The organism is Kitasatospora sp. NPDC088783 (assembly GCF_044750705.1).
Taxonomy (GTDB): Bacteria; Actinomycetota; Actinomycetes; order Streptomycetales; family Streptomycetaceae; genus Kitasatospora; species Kitasatospora fiedleri.
In genome coordinates this window covers 83,852-106,473 of the sequence record NZ_JBIVKJ010000002.1, presented here as the reverse complement: position 1 = coordinate 106,473, position 22,622 = coordinate 83,852, and the positions used below count along the sequence as shown (strand labels likewise).

The window sequence follows — 22,622 nt, the reverse complement described above, 5'->3', positions numbered from 1 at the left end:
GTGCACGGCACTCCGGTGCGGGACGCGCTCCTGGAGCAGGACGCGGGGCCCGCCGGGGACCCGGCGGGCCAGGCCCCGGAGCCGGGCGCGGCGGGCGCGGCCCCGCAGCAGAACGCGGTGCTGGACGTCTGCGTGGTCGGCCTGGGCAAGATCGGCCTGCCGCTGGCCGTCCAGTACGCCGGCAAGGGCCACCTGGTGACCGGCGCCGACATCGCCCCCGAGGTGGTCGCCGCCGTCACCGCCGGCCGCCCCCCCTTCCCGCGCGAGGCGCACCTCGACGAGCGGCTCGCCGAGGCCGTCGCGGCCGGCCGGCTGCGCGCCACCACCGACACCGCCGCCGCCACCGCCGGGGCCGACGCCGTGGTGATCGTCGTCCCGCTGGTCACCGACCCCGACGGCAACCCCGACTTCGCGCTGCTGGACGCCGCCACCGACGCCGTCGCCGCCGGACTGCGCCCCGGCACCCTGGTCAGCTACGAGACCACCCTGCCGGTGGGCACCGTCCGCGGCCGCTTCGCCCGGCGGCTGGAGGCCGGCTCCGGGCTGGCCGCCGGACGGGACTTCGCGCTGGTGTTCAGCCCCGAACGGGTCCGCACCGGGCGGGTCTTCGCCGACCTGCGGCGCTACCCCAAACTGGTCGGCGGCATCGACGCGGAGTCCACCCGGCGCGGCGTCGCCTTCTACCGGGCGGTGCTCGACTTCGACCCGCGCCCCGACCTGCCGCGCGGCAACGGCGTCTGGGCGCTGTCCGGAACGGAGGCCGCCGAGTTCGCCAAGCTCGCCGAGACCACCTACCGGGACGTCAACATCGCGCTGGTCAACCAGTTCGCCCGGTACGCGGACCGGGTCGGCGTCGACCTCGCCGAGGTCATCGACGCCTGCAACTCGCAGCCCTACAGCCACCTGCACCGCCCCGGCATCGCGGTCGGCGGCCACTGCATCCCGGTCTACCCCCGGCTGTACCTGTGGAACGACCCGGGGGCCGGCGTGGTGCGGGCCGCCCGCGAGGCCAACGAGCAGGTCCCGGCGTACGCGGTCGGCCTGCTGGAGGGCGCGATCGGCCCGCTGGCGGGCGTCGCGGTGACGGTGCTCGGCGCGTCCTACCGGGGCGGGGTCAAGGAGACCGCGTACTCCGGGGTCTTCCCGCTGGTCGCCGCGCTCCGGGCGGCCGGGGCGGAGGTCGGCGTCAGCGACCCGCTCTACCAGCCGGAGGAGCTGGCCGCGCTCGGCCTGCCGCCCGACCAGGGCAAGCCCGCCGCCGCGCTGGTCGTGCAGGCCGACCACCCCGAGTACCGGGACCTCGGCGCGATCGACTTCCCGGGCGTGCGGGTGCTGCTCGACGGCCGCCGGGTCACCGACCCCGAACGGTGGGAGGGCGTGCGGCGGATCGTGCTCGGCGGGGGCGGCTGAGGACGCCGCCGCCGCGGCACCGGGCAGGCGGATTTGCGGGGCGGCTGCCGTTTCGGGCGCGCGGTGTGCCAGGCTGGCGGGGTGAGCACGGACCAGACGGCCCCAGGAGTCAGCTTCACCGCCGCCGACGAGGAGAAGCGGCGCGGTGTGCGGAAGATGAAGACCGTCGCGACCGGGCTGCTCGCCCTGGCCACGCTGGTGTTCGCCCTCGCCACCTGGGCGAAGGCGTCCGGCGCGGGCACCTGGGCCGGGTACGTCGCGGCCGCCGCCGAGGCGGGCATGGTCGGTGCGCTCGCCGACTGGTTCGCCGTCACCGCGCTGTTCCGCCGGCCGTTCGGGCTGCCGATCCCGCACACCGCGATCATCCCGACCAAGAAGGACGCCTTCGGGCGCTCGCTCGGCGACTTCGTCGGCGACAACTTCCTCTCCGGGCCGGTGGTCCGGGCCCGGCTCGGCCGGATCGGGGTGTCCCGGCTGCTCGGCGAGTGGCTCCGCGCGCCCGGCAACCCGGAGCGCGTCACCCACGAGGCGGCCGCCGCGCTGCGCGGCCTGCTGGAAGTGCTCCGCGACGAGGACGTGCAGGCCGTGGTCGCCGAGGCGGTCACCCGGCGGGCCGCCGCCACCTCGGTCGCCGAACCCGCCGGGCGGCTGCTCGGCCGGATCGTCGCCGACGACGGCCACAAGGGCGTGGTCGACCTGGTGGTGGCGCGCGCCCACGACTGGCTGGTCGCGCACCACGGCGAGGTGGTCGCCCGGGTCACCGCCAAGACCCCGGGCTGGACGCCGAAGTTCCTCGACCAGCAGGTGGGGGAGCGGGTCTACAAGGAACTGCTGCGCTTCGTCGGCGACGTCCGCGACGACCCGGTCCACCCCGCGCGCGGCGCGCTCGACAACTTCCTCGCCGACTTCGCGCGCGAGCTCCAGCACGACCCCGCCACCATCGAGCGGGTGGAACGCGCCAAGTCCGACCTGCTGGCCCGCCCCGAGGTGCAGGACCTGATCGCCTCCTCGTGGGCGGCCGTCCGCGCCCTGGTGCTGAACGCCGCCGAGGACGAGGACAGCGAGCTGCGCCGCCGCCTCACCGAGGCGCTGCGCACGCTGGGCCGCCGGCTGGCCACCGACGGCCGGCTCCAGGCGAAGACCGACAGCTGGCTGCTGAACGCCGTCGACTACGTGGTCACCAACTACCGGGAGCAGATCACTTCGTTGATCTCCGAGACGGTGGCCGGCTGGGACGCCGCCGACGCCTCCCGCAAGATCGAGGCCAACGTCGGCCGCGACCTCCAGTTCATCCGGATCAACGGCACCGTGGTCGGCGCGCTGGCCGGCCTGCTCATCCACACCGTCAGCACCGCCCTGGGGGGCTGACGGTGCGGCGGGCCGCCGCGGGTTAGCATGCGAGGTCTGTCCGGGTCCGGGTGAGAGCAGAACGGGAGCGTGCCGTGGCCGAGGGTGTCCAGGGGATCGAGGCGTTCATCGCCGGAATGCCGAAGGCGGAGCTGCACGTCCACCACGTGGGCTCGGCCTCGCCGCGGGTGGTGGCCGAGCTGGCCGCCCGGCACGCCGGACGCAGCCGGGTGCCGGCCGACCCGCAGGCGCTCGCCGAGTACTTCACCTTCACCGACTTCGCGCACTTCATCGAGGTGTACCTGAGCGTCGTCGACCTGATCCGGGACGCCGAGGACGTCCGGGCGCTGACGTACGGCGTCGCCCAGGACATGGCCCGGCAGAACATCCGGTACGCCGAACTGACCGTCACCCCCTACTCGTCGGTCAACCGCGGCATCCCCGACACCGCCTTCATGGAGGCGATCGAGGACGCCCGGCGGTCCGCCGAGAAGGACCTCGGCATCGTGCTGCGCTGGTGCTTCGACATCCCCGGCGAGGCCGGGCTGGCCTCCGCCGAGGAGACCGCCCGCCTCGCCCTCGACCTGGCCCCCGACGGGCTGGTCTCGTTCGGGCTCGGCGGCCCCGAGATCGGCGTGCCGCGCCCGCAGTTCAAGCCGTACTTCGACCGGGCCCGGGCGGCCGGCCTGCACAGCGTGCCGCACGCGGGCGAGTCGACCGGCCCCGAGACGGTGTGGGACGCGATCCGGCTGCTCGGCGCGGAGCGGATCGGGCACGGCACCCAGTCGGTGAAGGACCCGGCGCTGGTCGACTACCTGGGCGAGCACCGCATCCCGCTGGAGGTCTGCCCGACCTCCAACCTGGCGACCCGGGTGGTCGAGCGGATCGAGGACCACCCCGTCCGGCAGATGGTCGACGCCGGCCTGCTGGTCACCATCAACAGCGACGACCCGCCGATGTTCGGCACCGACCTGAACACCGAGTACGCGGTCGCCGCGAAGCTCCTCGGCCTGGACGAGTCCGGCGTCGCGGCGCTCGCCCGCAACGCGGTCGAGGCGTCCTTCCTCGACCAGGCCGCGAAGCGCCGGCTGACCGGCGAGATCGACACCTACCTGGCGGCCTGGCCCACCGCCTGAGCGTTCCGGAAAGGGAGTTGTTCGGCCTCGTACGGGTCGGTAGTCTGGCGCCGCCATCAGGCGATCTTCAGACTTTTCCAGACCTGGGGGGTCGGTGCTCCACCGCCGTCTCATCGCGTCCGCCGCGGCTCTCGCTGCCTCGGTCGCCTTCCTGCCGGGAGCGGCGCACGCCGCCGACCCGGCCCCGAACGCCGGCCAGGCCGCCACCCCCCGGGGGTGGGAGCCGGAGCCGGCCGGCGCCAAGACGTTCACCAGCCCGGCCGACAAGTCGTTCCGGCTCCAGGAGGAGTCACCCGGTACCGCCACCGCGAAGCCGGCCGCCGCGGGCGCCCGGGCCGCCGCCGTGCCGTCCACCGGCCGGACCGTCTACGTCCTCACCCGGGCCGGCTGCACCACGGACCGGGGCACGGGCACCCAGGCCGCGCCGTTCTGCACCGTACAGCGGGCGGTGGACGCCGCCGTGCCCGGCGACGCGATCCGGGTCGACGGCAAGGACGAGGGGGCGCTCCCGCCCAGCGACACGGAGACCGTGGTCGTCCGCACCTCCGGCCTGACCATCACCGGCGGCACCAACGCCCCGCGGATCATGGCGCAGGACTACACGGTCGGAAAGCCCGGCCTGACCCTGGACGGGGTCAGCGACGTGACGGTCAGCGGCCTCACCTTCTTCGGCGGCGGCGGACCGGGCGTGGCCGTCAAGGGCTCCGCACGGGTCACCCTCGACTCCCTCCACCTCTACGGGGGCGCCGCCGGCGCCTTGACCGTCGACGGCGCGTCCAGCGCGGTCACCGTGGCCAGGACGTACACCACGATGTCCGGCACGGCCCCCGGCACCGCGGCGATCGCGGTGGCCGAGGGGGCGAAGGACGTCACCCTGGCCGGCAACCTGGTCAACGCCGTCGCCCTCGACAATTCCTGGAACTACCAGCCGTCCGTCGGCATCTCCGCCACCGGCGTGCAGGGGCTGAACGTCACCAACAACACCGTCCAGCGCGGCTGCCTGCCCGCCGTCGCCGTGGACGGCGCCTCGACCGCCGTGTCGGTCCAGAACAACCTGGTGGTCGAGACGGCCGCCGCGGCCGCCTGCGACTCCGGCCAGCCCGCCGTGGCGGTCGCGGCCGAGTCGGCCCCGGCGACCACCGCCGACTACAACGACTTCTACGCCGAGACGTCCACCGGCGCCGGACCTTACCGCTGGGCCGGCACCGGGTACCCGACCGTCGCCGCCTTCCGGGCCGCCGTGCCCGCCCAGGGCGCGCACGACACCGTCGAGACGGTCGCGCCGCAGTACGTCAACACCGGCTGGGAGGGCGGCGTCGCCTACGCCCTGCAGACCGGCTCCGCCGCGATCGGCACCGCCAACCCGTCCGCGCCCGGCGTCCCGGCCACCGACTACTTCGGCCACGGCCCGCTGGCCGACCGCGGCGCGGTCAGGTACCAGAGCAACAACCCCGGCTTCGCGATGGCGCTCGACGCGAGGAGCACCAGCGCGTTCGGCATCACGATGGACATCGACGTGACCACCCTGCCGGTCGCCCAGGACATCTACCTGCAGTGGGGCGACGGCACCACCGACGTCCTCAACTTCTACGGCAACAAGCCGGTGAAGACCACGGCGCAGCACATCTACCAGAAGCTCGGCGACTACACCGTCACCGTCACCGACTACGAGAAGACCGGCAACACCATCCGCAACACGGTGAAGGTCTCCACGCTCGGCTCGCAGTACACCGCGTACGGCCCGAAGCGGCTGCTCGACAGCCGGGACGGCACCGGTGTCCCGGCCAAGGGCCGGATCGCCCCGTACGGGACGGTCAGGCTCAAGGTCGGCGGCGCGAACGGCATCCCGGCGGACGCGACCGCCGCGGTGCTGAACGTGACGGTGACCAACCCGGCCGCCGACGGCCACGTCACGGCGTACCCGGAGGGCGGCCAGCGGCCGAACACCTCGAACGTCAACTACCGGACCGGGCAGAGCGTGCCGAACCTGGTGATGGTGCCGATCGGCGTCGACGGCTACGTCGACCTGTACAACGGCGGCTGGGGCGCGACCGACCTGGTCGCCGACATCACCGGCTACTTCACCCCGTCCCCGGCCGCCGGCTACGCGGCCGTCGGCCCGACCCGCCTGGTCGACACCCGGGACGGCACCGGTGCTCCGCGCGCCCAGATCGCCGGACGCAACTCCGTCCCGGTGCAGGTCGCCGGTGCGGCCCCGGGCCTGCCCGGCGGCGGCATCACCGCCGTCGCGCTGAACGTCACCGTCACCAACCCGCGCGAGGACGGCCACCTGATCGTCTACCCGAGCGGGCAGGCCGTGCCCACCGCGTCGAACCTCAACTTCACCGCCGGACAGACCGTCGCCAACTCGGTGGTCGTGCCGGTCGGCGCGGACGGCAGGATCCGGGTGTTCAACGGCGCCTGGGCCGGCACCGACGTGATCGTCGACGTGGTCGGCTACTACGGCGCCAACGAGAAGGGCGCGTTCATGCCGGTCGACCCGGAGCGGCTGCTCGACACCCGCGACCCCGCGCTGTGGAAGGGCGCGCTGCCGCTGCACGGCCGCTACTACGCCTACCTGCCGATGACCACGCGCAGCGACATCCCGGCGTTCGTCTTCAACGCCACCGTCACCGACACCCGGGACAACGGCCACCTGTCCGTCGCCTCGGACCCGAACACCCTGGACAACTACAAGAACAACAACACCTCCCCGGTCTACCCGCCGACCACTTCCTCGCTGAACTGGAAGCGGGGCGACACCGTGCCGAACCTGGTGCAGGTCGCGTCGGGAGGGGGCGTCATCGACTTCTTCAACGAGAGCGACGGCGACATCAACCTGATCGTCGACATCTTCGGCTACTACCAGAACGCCTGACACCCGCTCGGCCCACGCCGCGTCCCCGGAGCGCCCGCCGCCCCGGGGACGCGGCGTTCCCGGCCGCGCTCAGCGGTGCAGGTACCGGCGCTCGGCCGTCGTCCAGGCGGTGCTGGTCAGTAGGTAGAGCGCGCCCGCCGCGGGCAGCAGCAGGGCGAACAGCGGGGTGCCGAAGGCCAGCCAGCGGGTCGGGCCGGCCGTCGTGGGGGAGTGCGCGGCGCGGCGGGCGCTGTACCAGGCCAGGGCGAGCAGGGCCGCCTCCAGGGCGGCGAACAGCGCGAACTGGGCCGGGGTGTGGGCGGTCGTGGGGCGGGTGCCGAGCGGGACGCCCGCGAGTGTCGCGTCCAGCAGGTGGCCCGGGGCGGTGGTGAACAGGCGGTACATCACCGAGAAGAACGGGGCCTGCAGCAGTGCCGGGAGCAGGCCCGCGAGCGGGCCGGTGCCCTCGGCGCGGTGCAGGGCGAGCAGTTCGCGGTTCAGCCGGGCGGGGTCCTTGGCGTGCCGTTCGCGCAGCCGGGCGACCCGGGGCGCGATCCGGGTGCGGGCCCGTTCGGCGCGGGCCGCGGAACGGGCCAGCGGGTGCAGGGCGGCGCGGACCGCCAGGGTGAACAGGACGATCGCGGCCGCGGTGGGGACGGCGGTGGCGAGGGCCGCGACGGCGGCGTGGGCGAGGTGGACGGCGGGGTCGAGGACGCTCAGGACGGACACGGTGGCTCTCCGGGAGTCGGCGGGACTGGCGACGGTGCTCGGAGGGCGGACGCGCGGAGGGGACCGACGGCGCCGGGCGCGCGGGCGCGCGCGGCGGGGGTCGGGGAGGGTGCGTGGTCGTTCGCGCGCGTCCCCGGGTGCACTCCCGGCCCCGGTGGGGTGCGGGAGTTGGGGGAGGCGCGGAGGAGGAACGGGCCCCTCAGGCGGCCGCGGGCGGCCGTCCCGGGGCGCGGGGGCGGGCGCGGCCCGGGGCGTCCGGATCGCGCGGGGCGAGGTAGGCGGTGCGGTAGGCCCGGCGGCGCAGGGCGCCCGCGTGGACGGCGGCCGGGGTGCGGGCGCCGGGGACGCGGGCCGCGGCGAGGGCGGTGCCGGTGGCGACGGCGGCGAGCAGGAGCAGCGCGGCGGCCGCGGTCAGCGCGCCCGGACCGGTGGGCAGGTCGCCGGTGAGGACCCGGAGCAGCGCGAGCAGCAGCGGCGTGGCCGACACGGTGCGCACCTCCTGGGGCCGGGGCCGGGGCCGGGGCCCGGGTTCGGGTCCGACGGTACGTCAACGGCGGGGTGGTGGTCCGTGGTTCCCGCCCCCGCCGTCGACGCGGGGGTCAGGGCAGGCGGACCACCGAGGCCGTCGCGGCGGAGGCGCGGGCGGCCTCCAGGACGGCGAGGGTGGCGACGGCGTCGCGCGGGTCGACGGGCGGCGGGGTGCGGTCGGCGAGCGAGGCGGCGATGCCCGCGTAGTACGCCGGGTAGTCGCCGGGGTCGGTGGTGACGGACTCGGCGTCGCCGTCGCTGCCGAGCAGGCCGTACGCGGCCGGGTCGTCCTCGCCCCAGGGCCCGTCCGGCGCGCCCGGGCGGCGGCCGGCCCGCAGGGCGGCCTCCTGCGGGTCCATGCCGAACTTGACGTAGCCGGCGCTGTCGCCGAGGACGCGCAGCCGGGGCCCGGCGAGCGGGGCGAGGGCGCTGGTCCACAGCTGGGAGCGGACGCCGCCGGTGTGGGTGAGGGCCAGGAAGGCGTCGTCGTCGACCACCGCGCCGTCGCGGCGCACGTCGATCTCCGCGTACACCGTCTCGACCGGACCGAACAGGGTGAGCGCCTGGTCGACCAGGTGGCTGCCCAGGTCGTACAGGGTGCCGCCGACCTCGGCCGGGTCGGCCAGCTCGCGCCAGCCCGCCTTGGGCTTGGGACGGAAGCGCTCGAAGCGGGACTCGAAGCGGTGCACCCGGCCGAGGCGCCCCTCCGCGATCAGGCGGGCCGCGGTCAGGAAGTCGCCGTCCCAGCGGCGGTTCTGGAACACCGACAGCAGCAGGCCGGACTTCTCGGCGAACTCGCACAGGTCGCGGGCCTGGTCGCTGGTCGCGGCCAGCGGCTTGTCGACCACGGTGGCCAGGCCCGCGAGCAGGGCGGTGCGGGCGAGCGGGACGTGGGTGCGGTTGGGGGAGGCGATCACCACCAGGTCGAACCGGTCGGCGTCCTCGAACAGCTGCTCGGGGGTGTCGAGGGCGCGGGCGTCCGGGTGGTCGCGGTGCAGCCGGGCGCGGCGGTCGGGGTCGGCGGTGACCACCGCGTCCAGCCGGAGTCCGGGGGTGCTGGCGATCAGCGGGGCGTGGAAGGCGGAACCGGCCAGGCCGTAGCCGATCAGGCCGACGCGGAACGGGGCGGAGGGCGTGCTGCTCATGGCCTCAACTCAACCACCCCGGCCCGCCGCGGCGGCGGAGGCCGCCCGGTCCGGCCCGCCCCGCCGGGGAACCGGTCAGCGCTCGGACGGGGGGCGGCACCGGTGCCGCACGGCGAACGCGGCGCCGGTCAGCAGCAGCACCGAGCCCACCGACAGCAGCACGCCGTTGAGCACCGCGGCGCCCTCCCCGGACCCGGCGAGCCGCACGGCCGGCCCGGCCAGCAGGGCAGCGACGGCCAGCAGTACGGCGGCGCGGGCGGTGGCGGCGCGGGCGGTGCGGTGGACGGAGGCCATCGGGGGCTCCCTTGCGTCGGGCGGAGCGGGCGTGTCCGGGACGCTAACCGTTCTCAGTACGGTAACTGACGGTACGTCAGGGTAGTTACGGGCGGCTTAAGGCGGTGTTGAGACGCCCCGCACCGGGGTCGACGGTCCGGGGCCGGCCGGTCACCCGCCGTTCCCGGACCGGGCCCCCGGCCGTGCGCCGGGGCCCGGTCCGAGCGGGGCGCGGGGGCGTCAGATCAGCTCGACCAGGTCGGCGATCGACTGGACCACCTCGGTCGGCCGGTACGGGAAGCGCTCGACCTCGGACGCCTGGGTCAGGCCGGTGAGGACCAGGAAGGTCGACATGCCCGCCTCCATGCCGGAGACGATGTCGGTGTCCATCCGGTCGCCGATCATCGCGCTGTGCTCCGAGTGCGCGCCGATCGCGTTCAGGCCGGCCCGCATCATCAGCGGGTTCGGCTTGCCGACGAAGTACGGCTCCACGCCGGTCGCCTTGGTGATCAGCGCGGCCACCGCGCCGGTCGCGGGCAGCGCGCCCTCGGCGGACGGGCCGGTCTCGTCCGGGTTGGTGGCGATGAACCGGGCGCCGTCGTTGATCAGCCGGACGGCCTTGGTCATCGCCTCGAAGGAGTACGTCCGGGTCTCGCCCAGCACGACGAAGTCCGGGGCGGTGTCGGTCAGCACGTAGCCGATGTCGTGCAGCGCGGTGGTCAGGCCCGCCTCGCCGATCACGTACGCGGTGCCGCCCGGGCGCTGGTCGTCCAGGAACTTGGCGGTGGCCAGGGCGGAGGTCCAGATGTGCTCGGCGGGCACGTCCAGGCCCATCCGGGCGAGCCGGGCGTGCAGGTCGCGCTGGGTGTAGATCGAGTTGTTGGTGAGCACCAGGAAGGGCTTTCCGGACTCACGCAGCCGCTGGAGGAAGGCGTCGGCCCCCGGGATCGGCACGCCCTCGTGGATGAGGACTCCGTCCATGTCGGTCAGCCAGGTCTCGATGGGCTTGCGGTCTGCCACGTGGGTGTCTCCTTGGTCTTGCACAGGTCGAACGATCTTCGTGATCGCTCCGACCGGACTCCACTGGCCGGTCGGGCGCCACAGGCTGCCCCAACGCCGGTCAGCCTAGTCGTCCCGGTCGGCCGGCCACAGGGGCGTCCGCGCCCGCCGACGTCCGCCGACGTCCGCGAGAACACCCCCGGCCCCCGGGCCGCGGCGGGCGCAGCGGGCTGTCGGCGCGACTGTGTAGCGTTCACCGCGGCGGGTCCGGGACGGGCCCGCGGAACGCACGAGTGAGAGCGGCCGCCGTGCGGCGCGGCCGGTGGGAGGTACAACGTGACGGAGCTGGCCCAGACGTCCGCGAACGGCGCGCCGGAACTGCCCGAGTCCTGGCGGGGGGTGCTCGCCGAGGAGACCGGCAAGCCCTACTACGCGCAGCTGACCGAGTTCCTGGCCGCCGAGCGCGCCGAGCACGAGGTGTTCCCGCCCGCCGGGCAGGAGTTCTCGGCGCTCGCCGCGACCGCGTACCAGGACGTCCGGGTGCTGATCCTCGGTCAGGACCCTTACCACGACAACGGCCAGGCGCACGGCATGAGCTTCTCCGTGCTGCCGGGCGTCCGGACCCCGCCGTCGCTGCGCAACATCTACAAGGAGCTGCACACCGACCTCGGCCTGGCGGTGCCCGACAACGGGTACCTGATGCCGTGGGCCGAGCAGGGCGTGCTGCTGCTCAACGCGGTGCTCACCGTGCGGGCGCACGAGGCCAACTCGCACAAGAACAAGGGCTGGGAGAAGTTCACCGACGCGGTGATCAAGGCGGTCAGCGCCCGCGAGGAGCCCTGCGTGTTCGTGCTCTGGGGCGGCTACGCGAAGAAGAAGCTCCCGCTGATCGACACCAGCCGCCACGTGGTCGTCCAGGGCGCGCACCCGTCGCCGCTGTCCGCGAAGCTGTTCCTCGGCAGCAAGCCGTTCTCGCAGATCAACGAGGCACTGGAGGGCTTCGGCCAGAAGCCGGTCGACTGGCAGATCCCGAACCTGAACCAGTAGCGGCACGAGCGGGGGCGGGGCCCGGGGGAGCGCCTCCCCGGGCCCCGGCCCCGCTCGCCTCAGGCGAGGACCGGCGGTTCGGTGGCGTCGCGCAGCCGGTCGAGGGTGACGCCGTCCGCGAGTTCGACCAGCCGCAGCCCCTCGGGGGTGACGTCGAGGGTGGCCAGGTCGGTGACGATCCGGTGGACGACGGCGCGGCCGGTGGCGGGCAGGGAGAGCTCGTCCACGATCTTGGGGGTGCCGTCCTTCGCGGTGTGCTCCGTCACCACGATCAGCCGGCGGGCCCCGTGCACCAGGTCCATCGCGCCGCCCATGCCCTTGACCATCCGGCCGGGGATCATCCAGTTGGCGAGGTCGCCGCGCGCGGAGACCTGCATCGCGCCGAGCACCGAGACGTCGATCCGCCCGGCGCGCACCATGCCGAAGGAGAACGCCGAATCGAAGTACGCCGCACCGGGGTTGACGGTGACCGTCTCCTTGCCGGCGTTGATCAGGTCGGGGTGGACGTCGGCGTCCGCCGGGTAGGGGCCGGTGCCGAGGATGCCGTTCTCGGAGTGCAGGACGACGTGCACGCCCGGCGGCAGGTGGTCCGGGATCAGCGTGGGCAGACCGATGCCGAGGTTGACGTACTGGCCGTCGCGCAGTTCGCGGGCGGCCCGGGCGGCGAGCGCCGCGCGCGGGTCCGAGGGGGCGGCGGTGGTCATCGGGACTCCTCCGGGGCGGCGGGGCGGCGGACGGTGCGCCGCTCGACGCGGCGGTCGGCGGGGTCGGCGGCGACGATCCGGTCGACGTACACGCCGGGCAGGTGGACGGCGTCCGGCGGGATCTCGCCGGGCTCGACGATCCGGTCGGCCTCGACCACGGTGACCCGGCCGGCGGTGGCGCACAGCGGGTTGAAGTTGCGGGCGGCGGCGTGGAAGACGCAGTTGCCGTGCCGGTCGGCGACCTCGGCGCGCACCAGCGCGAAGTCGGCGTGGATCGCCTCCTCCAGCAGGTGGCGGCGGCCGCCGAACTCGCGGACCTCCTTGGGCGGGGAGGCCAGCGCGACCGCGCCGCCGCCGGGGGCGTAGCGCCAGGGCAGGCCGCCCTCCTCGACCTGGGTGCCGGCCCCGGCCGGGGTGTAGAAGGCGGGGATGCCCGCGCCGCCGGCCCGCAGGCGCTCGGCCAGGGTGCCCTGCGGGGTGAGCTCGACCTCCAGCTCGCCGTTCAGGTACCGGCGGGCGAACTCCTTGTTCTCGCCGACGTAGGAGGAGGTCATCCGGGCGATCCGGCCGGCCCGCAGCAGCAGGCCCAGGCCCCAGTCGTCCACCCCGCAGTTGTTGGAGACGACCCGCAGGCCGGTGGTGCCGGCGTCGACCAGGGCGCCGATCAGGGTGGACGGGATGCCGCACAGGCCGAAGCCGCCGACCGCGAGCAGGGCGCCGTCGGGAATGTCCCCGACCGCGCGGGCCGGGGAGTCCAGGACCTTGTCCAAGGGGGGCCGCCTTTACCAGGAGAGGGCAGGAGAGGGCAGGGGGTGCAGGGGAGTGCAGGGGAGGGACCGACTGGCGCACCACCCTCCCCGCAGGCCCCGGGGCTTTCCATGGCGGACGGCGCCACGGCGCGGGCGCCCGCCATGTGCCCGCCGCACACCTCCGGCCGCCCGCCGCCGCGACATGGCGGCGGGCCACGCAGTGCGGGCGGCTGATGTGTGGGTCCGTCACATGTCGTCCCACCGGGCGCGCCCCTACGGTTCCGGCATCCCACCAGCACCGGTACGTCAGGAGCCCCCCACCATGCCAGTCACGGACGCCACCCACAGACGCCCCGTCCGGAAGCTCGCCGCACTGGCCGCCTGCGTGCTGCTCGCCGCGGGCTGCGCGAAGGCCGGCACCGCGGGCACCTCGACCGGGGCCGGGAGCGGCGGGGGCGACAGGAGCCCGGTCAAGGTCGGCCTGGTGTACTCGAAGACCGGCCCGCTGGCCGCCTACGGCAAGCAGTACCTGGAGGGCTTCAAGGCGGGCCTGGCGTACGCCACCAAGGGCACCGGCGCCGTGGACGGCCACCCGGTGGAGGTCGCCGAGCAGGACGACGCGGGCGACCCGGCGAAGGCGGTCTCCGCCGCCAAGGACCTGATCGGCAAGAACTACAAGATCCTGGCGGGCTCCACCGCCTCCGGCGTGGCGCTCCAGGTCGGCCCGATCGCCGCGCAGAACAAGGTGCTGTTCATCTCCGGCCCGGCCGCCGCCGACAAGGTCACCGGCCTGAACAAGTACACCTTCCGCTCCGGCCGGCAGTCGTACCAGGACACCCGGGCCGCCGCCTCGTTCATCGGCGACGCCAAGGGGAAGAAGGTCACCGTGCTGGCCCAGGACAACGCCTTCGGCCAGGCCAACGTGGCCGCCGTCAAGGACGTCCTGGGCGCCGGGGGGGCCGTTGTGGACGCCGTGCTGGCCCCGCCGTCCGCCACCGACCTGACCCCGTTCGCCACCCAGGCCAAGGACGCCAGGCCCGACCTGCTGTACGTCGCCTGGGCCGGCGACACCGCGTCCGCGCTGTGGACCTCGCTCAACCAGCAGGACGTGTTCTCCGCGACCAAGGTCGTCACCGGCCTCGACGTGGCCGCCTCGTACCCGCTGTTCGGCCCGGCCGCCGAGAAGATCGACTTCCTGAACCACTACTTCGGCGGCGCCGCCGGCACCGAGGCCGAGAAGGCGATGACCGACGCGGTCACCAAGGCCGGCTCCAAGCCCGACCTGTTCACCCCCGACGGCTTCACCGCCGCCCAGATGGTGGTGCACGCGCTGGAGGCCGCCCAGGGCTCCGACGCCGACACCGACGCGCTGGTCAAGGCGCTGGAGGGCTGGAGCTTCGACGGCGTCAAGGGCAGGCTGACCGTCCGGGCCGAGGACCACGCGCTGCTCCAGCCGATGTTCCAGGTCAAGCTGGTCGGCAGCGGCGCCGACGCCAGGCCCACCGCCGTCAAGACCCTGGACGCCGACCAGGTCGCCCCGCCGGTCGCTCCGACGGCGGGCTGAGCCCGATGAGCACCCCCGCCCCGGTCCTGCGGCTGGACGGACTCGGCTGGTCCGTGCGCGGCGTCCCGATCGTGCAGGACGTCAGCCTCGACGTCGCCGAGGGCGAGTTCGTCGCCTTCATCGGCCCGAACGGGGCGGGCAAGACCTCCCTGTTCAACCTGATCACCGGCATCCACCCCGCCACCCGCGGCACCCTCCACCTGGACGGCGCCGACATCACCGCCCTGCCGGTGCCCGCCCGGGCCCGGCGGGGCCTGGGCCGGACCTTCCAGACCTCCTCGCTCTGGCCCGGCCTCACCGTCGCCGAGCACCTGCGCCTCGCCGCCCAGGCCGCCGCCGGGCCCGCCGCCTCCTACCGGATCTGGCGGCGGGCCGGACGCCACCGGCAGCAGGTCGAGGAGACCCTGGAGCGCACCGGCCTGGCCGACCGCGCCGACGACCCGGCCGGCTCGCTCTCGCACGGCGGCAAGCGCAAGCTCGAACTCGCGGTGCTGCTGGTCGGCGAGCCGCGGCTGATCCTGCTGGACGAGCCGATGGCCGGCGTCAGCGCCGAGGAGGTGCCCGCGCTGGTCGAGCTGATCCGCTCCGTCCACCAGGAGCAGGGCCGCACCGTCCTGATGGTCGAGCACCACATGGACGTGCTGCTGGGCCTGGCCGACCGGCTCGCCGTGATGCACCACGGCACCCTGCTCGCGCTCGACACCCCCGACGCCGTGATGGCCGACGCCACCGTCCAGGGGGCCTACCTCGGGGAGGCGCTGTGAGCCTGCTGACGGTCCGCGACCTGAGAGTGGTGATCGACGGCCTGCACATCCTGCACGGGGTGGACCTGGACGTCGCCGCCACCGGCGTCACCGCCCTGCTCGGGCGCAACGGCGCCGGCAAGACCACCACCGTCAAGGCGGTCATGGGCCTCGTCCCGCGCACCGGCGCCCTCACCTTCGACGGCGCCGACATCGGCCGGCTCCCCACCCACCTGGTGGTCCGCCGCGGCATCGGCTACGCCCCCGAGGACCGCGGGATCTTCGCCGGCCTCAGCGTCGCCGAGAACCTCCGGCTCGCCGAACGCGACACCGCCCCCGCCTACGACCTGGTCTTCGAGCTGTTCCCCGAGCTCAAGCAGCGCCACCGGCAGCCCGCCGGGACGCTCTCCGGCGGGCAGCAGCAGATGGTCGCCATCGCCCGCACCCTGCTGGGCGGCAACCGGCTGATCATCGCCGACGAGCCCACCAAGGGACTCGCCCCGAAGATCGTCACCGAGGTCGCCGACGTGCTCGCCCGGGTCGCCGAGACCGTCCCCGTCCTGCTGGTCGAACAGAACCTCGCCCTGGTCCGCCGGGTGGCCGGCCACTGCGCCGTCCTCGCCGACGGCCGCACCGCCCACCAGGGCGACGCCCGCGCCCTGCTCGCCGACGAGGACGCCGCCCGCCGCCTGCTCGGCGTCGGCGGCCACCGCCCCGCCCCCGCACCCGAGGTGACGCCCCGATGAACACCGTCGTCCTGCTCGCCTGCACCGGCCTCGGGCTCGGCGCGCTGTACTTCCTGGTCGCCTCCGGCCTCTCGCTGATCTTCGGCCTGATGGACGTGCTCAACTTCGCCCACGGCGCGCTGCTCTCGGTCGGCGCCTACGCCGCCTGGTGGGCCGCCACCGACGGCGGGATGGGCTTCTGGCTGGCTGTCCCGTTCGGCACCCTGGTCGGCACCGCCGCCTCGGTGCTGCTCGAACTCGCCCTGATCCGCCCGCTGTACACCCGCCCCCGGGACCAGATCCTGGCCACCGTCGGCGTCGGACTCGCCCTGCCCGCCCTGCTGATGGGCGTCTGGGGCCCGGACGCCCGGCCCTTCCCGCAGCCCGCCGCGCTCTCCGGCACGGTCGGCCTGCTCGGCGCGACCGTCCCGGTCAACCGCTTCGTGCTGATGGCCGCCGCGCTGGTGGTGCTGCTCCTGCTCCGGCTGTTCCTGGCCCGGACCCGCTACGGGCTGATCGTCCGGGCCGGCGTCGAGGACCGCGCGATGGTCACCGCCCTGGGCATCGACGTCCGCAAGGCGTTCACCCTGGTCTTCGCGATCGGCGGCGCCGCCGCCTCGCTCGGCGGGGCGCTGGCCGGCCTCTACTTCGGCTCGATCAACCCCGCCCAGGGCACCGGGCTGCTGATCTTCGCCTTCGTCGTGGTGGTGATGGGCGGCACGGGCTCGGTCACCGGCGCCGCCGTCGCCTCGGTCGGCGTCGGCCTCGTCCAGCAGTTCGCCAACTACTACACCGCGGCGGGCCTCGGCGACCTCTCGGTGGTCGTCCTGCTCGCCGTCCTCCTGCTCGTCAAGCCCCGCGGACTCACCGGGAGACTCGCGTGACCACCCACCTCAAGCGCTGGTGGCCGCTGGCCCTGCTGCTCGTCCTGTTCGCCGCGCCCTACAGCACCCTGCCGCTGCCCGGCCTGCTCGACGGGCCGCTCGGCAGCCCCGGCAGCCTGCAACTGATCGCGCTCTGCCTGCTGTACGGGGGCCTGGCCACCGGCTACGACCTGCTGCTGGGCCGGACCGGGCTGCTCTCCTTCGGGCACGCGCTGTACTTCGCCACCGGCCTGTACGCCACCGACCTGGCCATGCTCGAACTCGGCCTCGGCTTCTGGCCCGCCGCGCTCTTCGGCGTGGCCTGCTCGGTGGCCCTCGCGCTGGCGCTCGGCGCGGTCTCGCTCCGGGCCACCGGCATCGGCTTCTCCATGGTCACCCTGGCCTTCGCCCAGGCCGGCTCGATCCTGGTGCAGCGCAACCCCGGCGGCCTCACCGGCGGCGAGGAGGGCCGCTCCGTGCCCGCCGCGCACCTGCCCGACGCGCTGATCGGCATCCAGAACACCGCCAACCTGTACTGGATCGCGCTGGCCTACCTGGTCGTCACGCTCGCCGTCGTGCACCGGACGGTCTCCTCGCCCACCGGCCGGGTCTGGTCCGGCATCCGGGAGAACGAGCGCCGGGTCGAGGTGCTGGGCCTGCGCCCGTACGGCTTCAAGCTGGTCGCGTTCACCGTCTCCGGCGCGCTGGCCGGCGCGGGCGGCGTGGTCTACCTGCTGCTCACCGGCGGCGCCACCCCGCAGGCGGCCGGCTCGGACGCCACGCTCGCGCTGCTGGTGATGGTGGTGCTGGGCGGCTCCGGCACCCGCTGGGGCCCGCTGCTCGGCGGCGTCCTCTACACCTGGGCCGCGCACCGGCTCGGCGACCTGGCCAACTCCGACTCGGTCGCCGAACTGCCGTCCGTGCTGCGGGTTCCGCTCTCCCAGCCGCTGTTCCTGCTCGGTACGCTCTTCGTCGCCGTGGTCTACCTGCTGCCGGGCGGCCTCGCCAAGCTCCCCGCCCGGCTGCGCGGCGGCCGTACCGCCGGGGCCGCGGCCCCCGTCACCGCCGTCCCGGAAGGCGCCGCATGACCAGCCCCCAGCCCGTCGCCCTGACCGTCCCCGTCGAGGGCGGCGACCTCGCCGTCCTGCACTGGCCCGCGACCGTCCCCGGCGCGCCCGTGGTGGTCGCCGTCCACGGCATCACCGCCAACGCGCTGGCCTGGGCCCCGCTGGCCCGGCTGCTCGACGGCCGGGCCGCGCTGTACGCCCCGGACCTGCGCGGCCGGGCCGCCAGCCGCGACCTGCCCGGCCCCTGGGGCCTGGCCCGGCACGCCGAGGACGTCGCCGCGCTGGTCACCGCCCTGGACGCGGGCCCGGTCCGGCTGGTCGGCCACTCGATGGGCGCCTGGGTCTCGGCCCTCACCGCGACCCGGCACCCGGAGCTGGTCGCCGAACTCACCCTGGTGGACGGCGCGGTGACCTTCCCGCTGCCGCCCGGCGTCAGCGAGCGGGACGCCCTCGCCGCGGTCCTCGGCCCGGCGCTGGCCCGGCTCTCGATGACCTTCCCCGACCGCGCGGCCTACCGGGCGTTCTGGCAGGCCCACCCCGCGTTCGACCCGTGGACCGAGGAGCTCGACGCCTACACCCAGCGCGACCTGGTCGGCGAGGCCCCCGAGCTGGTCTCCTCCTGCGTCCACGAGGCGGTCACCACCGACGGCGCCCAGGTCCTGCTCGACCCGGAGGCCGCCGGGGCGATCCACCGCCTGACCGTCCCCGCCCGCCTGCTCTACGCCGAACGCGGCCTGATGGACGAGCCCCGGGCGCTCTACGACCCCGCCCGGCTGGAGGCCGCGAAGGTCACCGTCCCGACCGAGCCGGTCGCGGACACCAACCACTACTCGATCATCCGCTCCGCGCGCCTGGTGGAGCTGCTGGTCTGACGGCGGCACGGCGGCACGGCCGGGGCCCGGGGAGCGGTGCTGCTCCCCGGGCCCCCGCCGTCCCGTCCACTACGCGCCCAGGAAGGTCTGCCAGCCGCCGGTCGGGGCCTGGCCGACGTTGAGGGTGCGCAGCTTGCGGAGGGTGGACTGGTCCTGGACCTCCAGCCAGTCGACGAGCTGCTTGAAGGAGACCAGGCGGACGTCGGGCTTGCCGGCGATCTGCCGGAGGGCCTCCTCGACCGCGTCCATGTAGATGCCGCCGTTCCACTGCTCGAAGTGGTTGCCGACGAAGAACGGGGCCCGGTTGGTGGTGTAGGCGCGCTCGAAGCCCGCCAGGTACGCGTCGCGGGCCTGGTCGCGCCACTGGCCGTACTTCGCCGGGTCGCCCTTGGTGGAGCCGCCGGACTGGTTGGCCAGGATGTTGTAGTCCATGGACAGCACCTGGAAGCTGTGGCCGGGGAACGGGATGCCCTGGAGCGGGAAGTCCCAGATCTTGCCGTCCTGGACCTTCTGCGGCCAGATCTGCAGGCCGCCGGGGGAGCTGGCGTCGTACTTCCAGCCGAGCTTGGCGGCGGTCGGCAGCAGCGCCTTCTGGCCCTCCAGGCAGGGGGTGCGGCCGCCGATCAGCTCCTTCTTGTAGTCGAAGGGGAACGGGTCGACGTCGGTGAAGCCGGTGTTGGTCCGCCACTGGGTGACGAAGGACACCGCCTGCTGGATCTCGCTCTCCCAGTCCTCCGGGGTCCACTTGTTGACGCCGTTGTGGTCGGAGCGGGTGGAGCAGAAGTGCCCGTTGAAGTGGGTGCCGATCTCGTGGCCGGCCTGCCAGGCCTGGGTGATCAGCTTGATGGTGTTGCGGACGGCGTTGTCGGACAGGAACGGGATGTCGGAGGCGCCGACGGGGTGCTGCGGCGGGTGGTAGAGCGAGGACTTCTCCTTCGGCAGGGTGTAGATGCCGGAGAGGAAGAAGGTCATCGCCGCCTTGTGCTCCTCGGCGAGCTTGAGGAAGCGGGCGAACTGGCCGTCGTCGGTGGCCCCGGCGCCGTCCCAGGAGAAGACCACGAACTGCGGCGGCGTCTCGCCGGGCTTCAGCTTCTCGGGCGTGGGCTGGCGGGGCTGGGTGCCGGTGTCGGCGGTGGAGCCGTCGCCGAGCGGGGTGCCCTTGACGGCGGACGGGCTGGTGCCGGCGGTGGCACTGCCGGTGCCGCCGGGGCCGGCGTCGGAGCCGGGGCGGTTCGCCGTGCCGCCTCCGCTGGAACAGGCCGCGACGGCGCCGAGGGCCGCCGTGGCCGCTGTGGCGGTCAGCACTGTCCTGCGCGAGATGCTGCTCATGGTCTCCCCTGCCACGGTGGGCCCGGCCGGAACGAAGACCCGGGCGCCGACACGCGGCTCCCGGGGTCAACTTCTGGCAAAATCGGACAATTTGACGGTATTGCCACCCAAGGATGGCATGCCCGGGACGGACGGTCCAATGCCGCCCACCCTCACCAGGTCATCACGCGAAGTGGTTCCGCCCGGCTCCCGGACCGGCCGCCTTGTTGCCGTCCTGAGACACGGAACGCGAGGTCGCGGGCCCGCCCGGGCCCCGCGGCAGCGGCCTACTCGCTCTCGACCAGGGCGGCCAGCCGGCGCCGCCGCCGGACGAGTTGCACCACCGCCGAGCTGATCGCGGTGGCCGCCGCGCAGGAGATCACGAAGCTCAGCCAGGCGGTGTCGAACCAGTGCAGGTTCAACCAGCCGAGGCTGACGATGTACGCCGCCCACACCACCGCGGCCACCGCCGACCAGCGCAGGAAGGTCCAGGGCCGGTTCGCGGAGTGGCCCACCGCGAGGTCCAGCACGGTCCGCCCGGCCGGGACGAAGCGCGCGACGATCACGATGGCGGCCGCGGCCCGGCTGGTGGTGCGGCCGGTCAGCGCCAGCTGCACCCGCTCCACGCTCGCGGCCAGCCGGGGCCGGCGGGCCAGCCGGCGGTGCACCGCGGGCGCGCCGCGCCGGGCCAGGTTGAGCAGCAGCAGGTCGCCGAGGAAGGAGGCGAGCGCCACGCCCGCGCCCAGCAGCAGCGGCGAACCGTCCACGTGCGCGGTCTTCAGCACCGCGAGGATCACCAGCGTCCCGCTGGGCAGGAACGGCAGGAAGGCGTCACCGAGGACGGCGGCCAGCGCCAGTGCGCAGTACCAGGCGGGGCCGATGACGGCGTTCGGGTCCACGGTGTCTCTCCCTCCAGCACGCCCGGGGGGAGCAGCTGCAACGGGGGACAACGCTAGCGCGGGCAAACTTCATGGCATGAAGCACCCCCGTGTGGCATACCGCACACGGGCCCGGGAACGGCGAGAGCCCCCGGGCGGGGTGCCGCTCCGGGGGCTCGTGGGATCGAACGACGCTGGTCGAGCCCGTCGATCTGTCGCTGGCGCGCGGAACCGGTACGTGATCCGCGCCGATCTCCAGACTGCCCCATCCGCGGCCCCGACCGGGCCGCCGGACCTGGCGACTTCTCGCTGTGGCGTGAAGTCGCCACGCAGCGTGGCCTCCTGTCGGGGCGTCAGGCGGGGCGTCAGGCGGGGCGGCGGGCGGAGCGGTGGGAGGGGGCCGGGAGCGGCGGTGGGAGCGGCGGCCGGAAGGCCGGCGCCGGGGCGGGAACAGCCCGGACGCCGGGCGGGTTGTGCTCCGACGAACGCCCGGGCACCCGGCCGGGGCACCAGGAGGACGCACCGCATGAGCACCGCACCGGAGCCGACCGCCCCCGGGGCCGCCACCGCCCCCGACCGGGCCGCCGCCGCAGGCCCCGTCACCGCCGCCGACCGGATCCGCGGCCGGGCCGCGGGCCGCGCGCCCGCCCCGCTCTCCATCCTGGACCTGGCCACCGTCGGCTCCGGCCACACCGCGGGCGAGGCGCTCGCCGCGACCACCGAGCTGGCCCGGGCCGCCGAGGGCTGGGGCTACCACCGGTTCTGGGTGGCCGAGCACCACGGCATGCCCGGCGTGGCCTCCTCGGTGCCCGCCGTGCTGCTCGCCCACCTCGGCGCGCACACCGGCACGCTGCGCCTGGGCTCCGGCGGCGTGATGCTCCCCAACCACGCCCCGCTGGCGATCGCCGAGCAGTTCGGCCTGCTGGAGGCCCTGCACCCGGGCCGGATCGACCTGGGCCTGGGCCGCGCCCCCGGCACCGACCAGGGCACCGCCCGGGCACTGCGCCGGGGCCTGGCCGACGGCGCGGAGGACTTCCCGCGCCAGCTCGCCGAGCTGACCCACTTCCTGGACGGCGACTTCCCGGCCGGTCACCCGTACGCCCGGCTGGAGGCGGTGCCGCGCTCGGCGTCCCGGCCGCCGATCTGGCTGCTCGGCTCCTCCGGGTTCAGCGCCCAGCTCTCCGCCCGGCTCGGCTACCCGTTCGCGTTCGCGCACCACTTCAGCGCGGCCAACACCGTCCCCGCGCTCGACCTGTACCGGGAGGGCTTCACCCCGTCCGAGGTGCTGGAGGAGCCGTACGCGCTGATCGGGGTGAGCGCGGTGGCCGCGGAGAGCCGGGAGCGGGCGCTGTGGCTGGCCCGCTCGGCCGGGCTGGGCATGCTGCGGCTGCGGCAGGGGCGGCCGGGGCCGATCCCGACGCCGGAGGAGGCCGCCGCGCACCCCTACACCCTCGCCGAGGAGGACTTCCTGGAGTCCTGGCTGGCGAACGTGGTGCTCGGCACCCCGGCGGAGGTCGCCGAGGGACTGGAGGCGCTGCGACGGCGCACCGGGGCCGACGAGCTGATGGTCACCTCGCACATCCACGGCCACGAGAACCGGCTGGCCTCCTACGGCCTGATCGCCGAGGCGTACGGGCTCACCGCCGCCGCGGGCTGAGCCCGTCCGGCGCCGCGTCCG

At 74.8% G+C, this 22,622-nt stretch carries 21 protein-coding genes; 12 read left to right on the top strand and 9 right to left on the bottom strand.

Annotation, left to right across the window (positions count from 1 at the left end; genetic code table 11):
* The first annotated feature begins 120 nt into the window (after window positions 1–120).
* The 4 genes from ACIP60_RS04950 to ACIP60_RS04935 all read left to right on the top strand — a co-directional run bounded on the left by ACIP60_RS04950 (window position 121) and on the right by ACIP60_RS04935 (window position 6,771).
* Window positions 121–1,410: a nucleotide sugar dehydrogenase gene (locus tag ACIP60_RS04950; RefSeq protein ID WP_400681515.1), complete on the top strand. Its 1,290-nt coding sequence runs from the start codon at window positions 121–123 to the stop codon at window positions 1,408–1,410.
* 63 nt (window positions 1,411–1,473) lie between these two features.
* Window positions 1,474–2,778: a DUF445 domain-containing protein gene (locus ACIP60_RS04945; protein WP_400680137.1), complete on the top strand. Its 1,305-nt coding sequence runs from the start codon at window positions 1,474–1,476 to the stop codon at window positions 2,776–2,778.
* Window positions 2,779–2,852: 74 nt separating this feature from the next.
* Window positions 2,853–3,893: an adenosine deaminase gene (locus ACIP60_RS04940; protein WP_400680134.1), complete on the top strand. Its 1,041-nt coding sequence runs from the start codon at window positions 2,853–2,855 to the stop codon at window positions 3,891–3,893.
* 94 nt (window positions 3,894–3,987) lie between these two features.
* Window positions 3,988–6,771 carry a right-handed parallel beta-helix repeat-containing protein gene (locus ACIP60_RS04935; RefSeq protein ID WP_400680132.1) on the top strand — a complete coding sequence of 928 codons (2,784 nt, stop codon included), beginning with the start codon at window positions 3,988–3,990 and terminating at the stop codon, window positions 6,769–6,771.
* A gap of 69 nt (window positions 6,772–6,840) precedes the next feature.
* On the opposite strand, the gene yidC is transcribed toward ACIP60_RS04935, so the two are convergent.
* From yidC to ACIP60_RS04910, 5 genes are all read right to left on the bottom strand, one after another.
* On the bottom strand, window positions 6,841–7,479 hold the full coding sequence (gene yidC / locus ACIP60_RS04930; protein ID WP_400680130.1) for a membrane protein insertase YidC: 639 nt from the start codon (window positions 7,477–7,479) through the stop codon (window positions 6,841–6,843).
* 199 nt (window positions 7,480–7,678) lie between these two features.
* Window positions 7,679–7,966 (bottom strand): DUF6412 domain-containing protein, encoded by a 288-nt coding sequence (locus ACIP60_RS04925; protein WP_400680127.1) that lies wholly within the window; start codon window positions 7,964–7,966, stop codon window positions 7,679–7,681.
* Window positions 7,967–8,078: 112 nt separating this feature from the next.
* A complete protein-coding gene (locus ACIP60_RS04920; RefSeq protein ID WP_400680125.1) occupies window positions 8,079–9,152 on the bottom strand; it encodes a Gfo/Idh/MocA family oxidoreductase in 1,074 nt (357 codons plus the stop codon).
* 75 nt (window positions 9,153–9,227) lie between these two features.
* Entirely contained in the window at window positions 9,228–9,446 is a 219-nt protein-coding gene (locus ACIP60_RS04915) for a hypothetical protein (RefSeq protein WP_400680122.1), read from the bottom strand.
* Between the two features lie 219 nt (window positions 9,447–9,665).
* Window positions 9,666–10,445, bottom strand: a complete 780-nt coding sequence (locus ACIP60_RS04910; RefSeq protein WP_400680121.1) for an HAD-IIA family hydrolase — start codon at window positions 10,443–10,445, stop codon at window positions 9,666–9,668.
* Between the two features lie 315 nt (window positions 10,446–10,760).
* Here ACIP60_RS04910 and ACIP60_RS04905 point away from each other — a divergent pair, with 315 nt between their 5' ends.
* Window positions 10,761–11,471 carry a uracil-DNA glycosylase gene (locus tag ACIP60_RS04905; protein ID WP_400680119.1) on the top strand — a complete coding sequence of 237 codons (711 nt, stop codon included), beginning with the start codon at window positions 10,761–10,763 and terminating at the stop codon, window positions 11,469–11,471.
* A 59-nt stretch (window positions 11,472–11,530) separates the two neighbouring features.
* Here the strand turns inward: ACIP60_RS04905 and ACIP60_RS04900 are convergent, their stop codons facing one another.
* Window positions 11,531–12,175 carry a 3-oxoacid CoA-transferase subunit B gene (locus ACIP60_RS04900; RefSeq protein ID WP_400680117.1) on the bottom strand — a complete coding sequence of 215 codons (645 nt, stop codon included), beginning with the start codon at window positions 12,173–12,175 and terminating at the stop codon, window positions 11,531–11,533.
* The gene (locus ACIP60_RS04895) at window positions 12,172–12,945 is read right to left on the bottom strand and encodes a CoA transferase subunit A (protein ID WP_100838134.1); all 774 of its coding nucleotides are present in this window, start codon (window positions 12,943–12,945) and stop codon (window positions 12,172–12,174) included. The genes ACIP60_RS04900 and ACIP60_RS04895 overlap by 4 nt, the downstream gene beginning before the upstream one ends.
* Before the next feature lie 301 nt (window positions 12,946–13,246).
* On the opposite strand from ACIP60_RS04895, the gene ACIP60_RS04890 reads away from it, so the two are divergent.
* From ACIP60_RS04890 to ACIP60_RS04865, 6 genes are read left to right on the top strand one after another with little or no spacing between them, the layout of a single operon-like run.
* A complete protein-coding gene (locus ACIP60_RS04890) occupies window positions 13,247–14,488 on the top strand; it encodes a substrate-binding domain-containing protein (protein WP_400680115.1) in 1,242 nt (413 codons plus the stop codon).
* A 5-nt stretch (window positions 14,489–14,493) separates the two neighbouring features.
* The gene (locus ACIP60_RS04885; protein ID WP_111553388.1) at window positions 14,494–15,252 is read left to right on the top strand and encodes an ABC transporter ATP-binding protein; all 759 of its coding nucleotides are present in this window, start codon (window positions 14,494–14,496) and stop codon (window positions 15,250–15,252) included.
* Complete coding sequence (locus tag ACIP60_RS04880; protein ID WP_400680112.1) at window positions 15,249–15,977, top strand: ABC transporter ATP-binding protein; 729 nt, start codon at window positions 15,249–15,251, stop codon at window positions 15,975–15,977. The genes ACIP60_RS04885 and ACIP60_RS04880 overlap by 4 nt, the downstream gene beginning before the upstream one ends.
* Entirely contained in the window at window positions 15,974–16,840 is an 867-nt protein-coding gene (locus ACIP60_RS04875) for a branched-chain amino acid ABC transporter permease (RefSeq protein WP_400680109.1), read from the top strand. Before ACIP60_RS04880 ends, ACIP60_RS04875 begins: the two co-directional genes overlap by 4 nt.
* Window positions 16,837–17,907: a branched-chain amino acid ABC transporter permease gene (locus tag ACIP60_RS04870; RefSeq protein ID WP_400680107.1), complete on the top strand. Its 1,071-nt coding sequence runs from the start codon at window positions 16,837–16,839 to the stop codon at window positions 17,905–17,907. The genes ACIP60_RS04875 and ACIP60_RS04870 overlap by 4 nt, the downstream gene beginning before the upstream one ends.
* Window positions 17,904–18,758, top strand: a complete 855-nt coding sequence (locus ACIP60_RS04865; protein ID WP_400680105.1) for an alpha/beta fold hydrolase — start codon at window positions 17,904–17,906, stop codon at window positions 18,756–18,758. Before ACIP60_RS04870 ends, ACIP60_RS04865 begins: the two co-directional genes overlap by 4 nt.
* A 69-nt stretch (window positions 18,759–18,827) precedes the next feature.
* Here ACIP60_RS04865 and ACIP60_RS04860 read toward each other — a convergent pair whose 3' ends face one another.
* Together ACIP60_RS04860 and ACIP60_RS04855 are read right to left on the bottom strand one after the other, a co-directional pair.
* Entirely contained in the window at window positions 18,828–20,087 is a 1,260-nt protein-coding gene (locus tag ACIP60_RS04860; RefSeq protein ID WP_400680102.1) for a hypothetical protein, read from the bottom strand.
* A gap of 266 nt (window positions 20,088–20,353) precedes the next feature.
* Complete coding sequence (locus ACIP60_RS04855; protein ID WP_100838141.1) at window positions 20,354–20,965, bottom strand: hypothetical protein; 612 nt, start codon at window positions 20,963–20,965, stop codon at window positions 20,354–20,356.
* A gap of 505 nt (window positions 20,966–21,470) precedes the next feature.
* Between ACIP60_RS04855 and ACIP60_RS04850 the strand changes: the two genes are divergently transcribed.
* Window positions 21,471–22,601 (top strand): LLM class flavin-dependent oxidoreductase, encoded by a 1,131-nt coding sequence (locus ACIP60_RS04850; RefSeq protein ID WP_400680099.1) that lies wholly within the window; start codon window positions 21,471–21,473, stop codon window positions 22,599–22,601.
* The last annotated feature ends 21 nt before the right edge of the window (window positions 22,602–22,622 follow it).

Bases quoted from the DNA above. Each gene is read 5' to 3' on its own strand.
- ACIP60_RS04920 (WP_400680125.1), bottom strand. From the start codon at position 9,152: ATGAGCAGCACGCCCTCCGCCCCGTTCCGCGTCGGCCTGATCGGCTAC.
- ACIP60_RS04915 (WP_400680122.1), bottom strand. From the start codon at position 9,446: ATGGCCTCCGTCCACCGCACCGCCCGCGCCGCCACCGCCCGCGCCGCC.
- ACIP60_RS04900 (WP_400680117.1), bottom strand. From the start codon at position 12,175: ATGACCACCGCCGCCCCCTCGGACCCGCGCGCGGCGCTCGCCGCCCGG.
- ACIP60_RS04890 (WP_400680115.1), top strand. From the start codon at position 13,247: ATGCCAGTCACGGACGCCACCCACAGACGCCCCGTCCGGAAGCTCGCC.
- ACIP60_RS04885 (WP_111553388.1), top strand. From the start codon at position 14,494: ATGAGCACCCCCGCCCCGGTCCTGCGGCTGGACGGACTCGGCTGGTCC.
- ACIP60_RS04875 (WP_400680109.1), top strand. From the start codon at position 15,974: ATGAACACCGTCGTCCTGCTCGCCTGCACCGGCCTCGGGCTCGGCGCG.
- ACIP60_RS04865 (WP_400680105.1), top strand. From the start codon at position 17,904: ATGACCAGCCCCCAGCCCGTCGCCCTGACCGTCCCCGTCGAGGGCGGC.
- ACIP60_RS04860 (WP_400680102.1), bottom strand. From the start codon at position 20,087: ATGAGCAGCATCTCGCGCAGGACAGTGCTGACCGCCACAGCGGCCACG.
- ACIP60_RS04850 (WP_400680099.1), top strand. From the start codon at position 21,471: ATGAGCACCGCACCGGAGCCGACCGCCCCCGGGGCCGCCACCGCCCCC.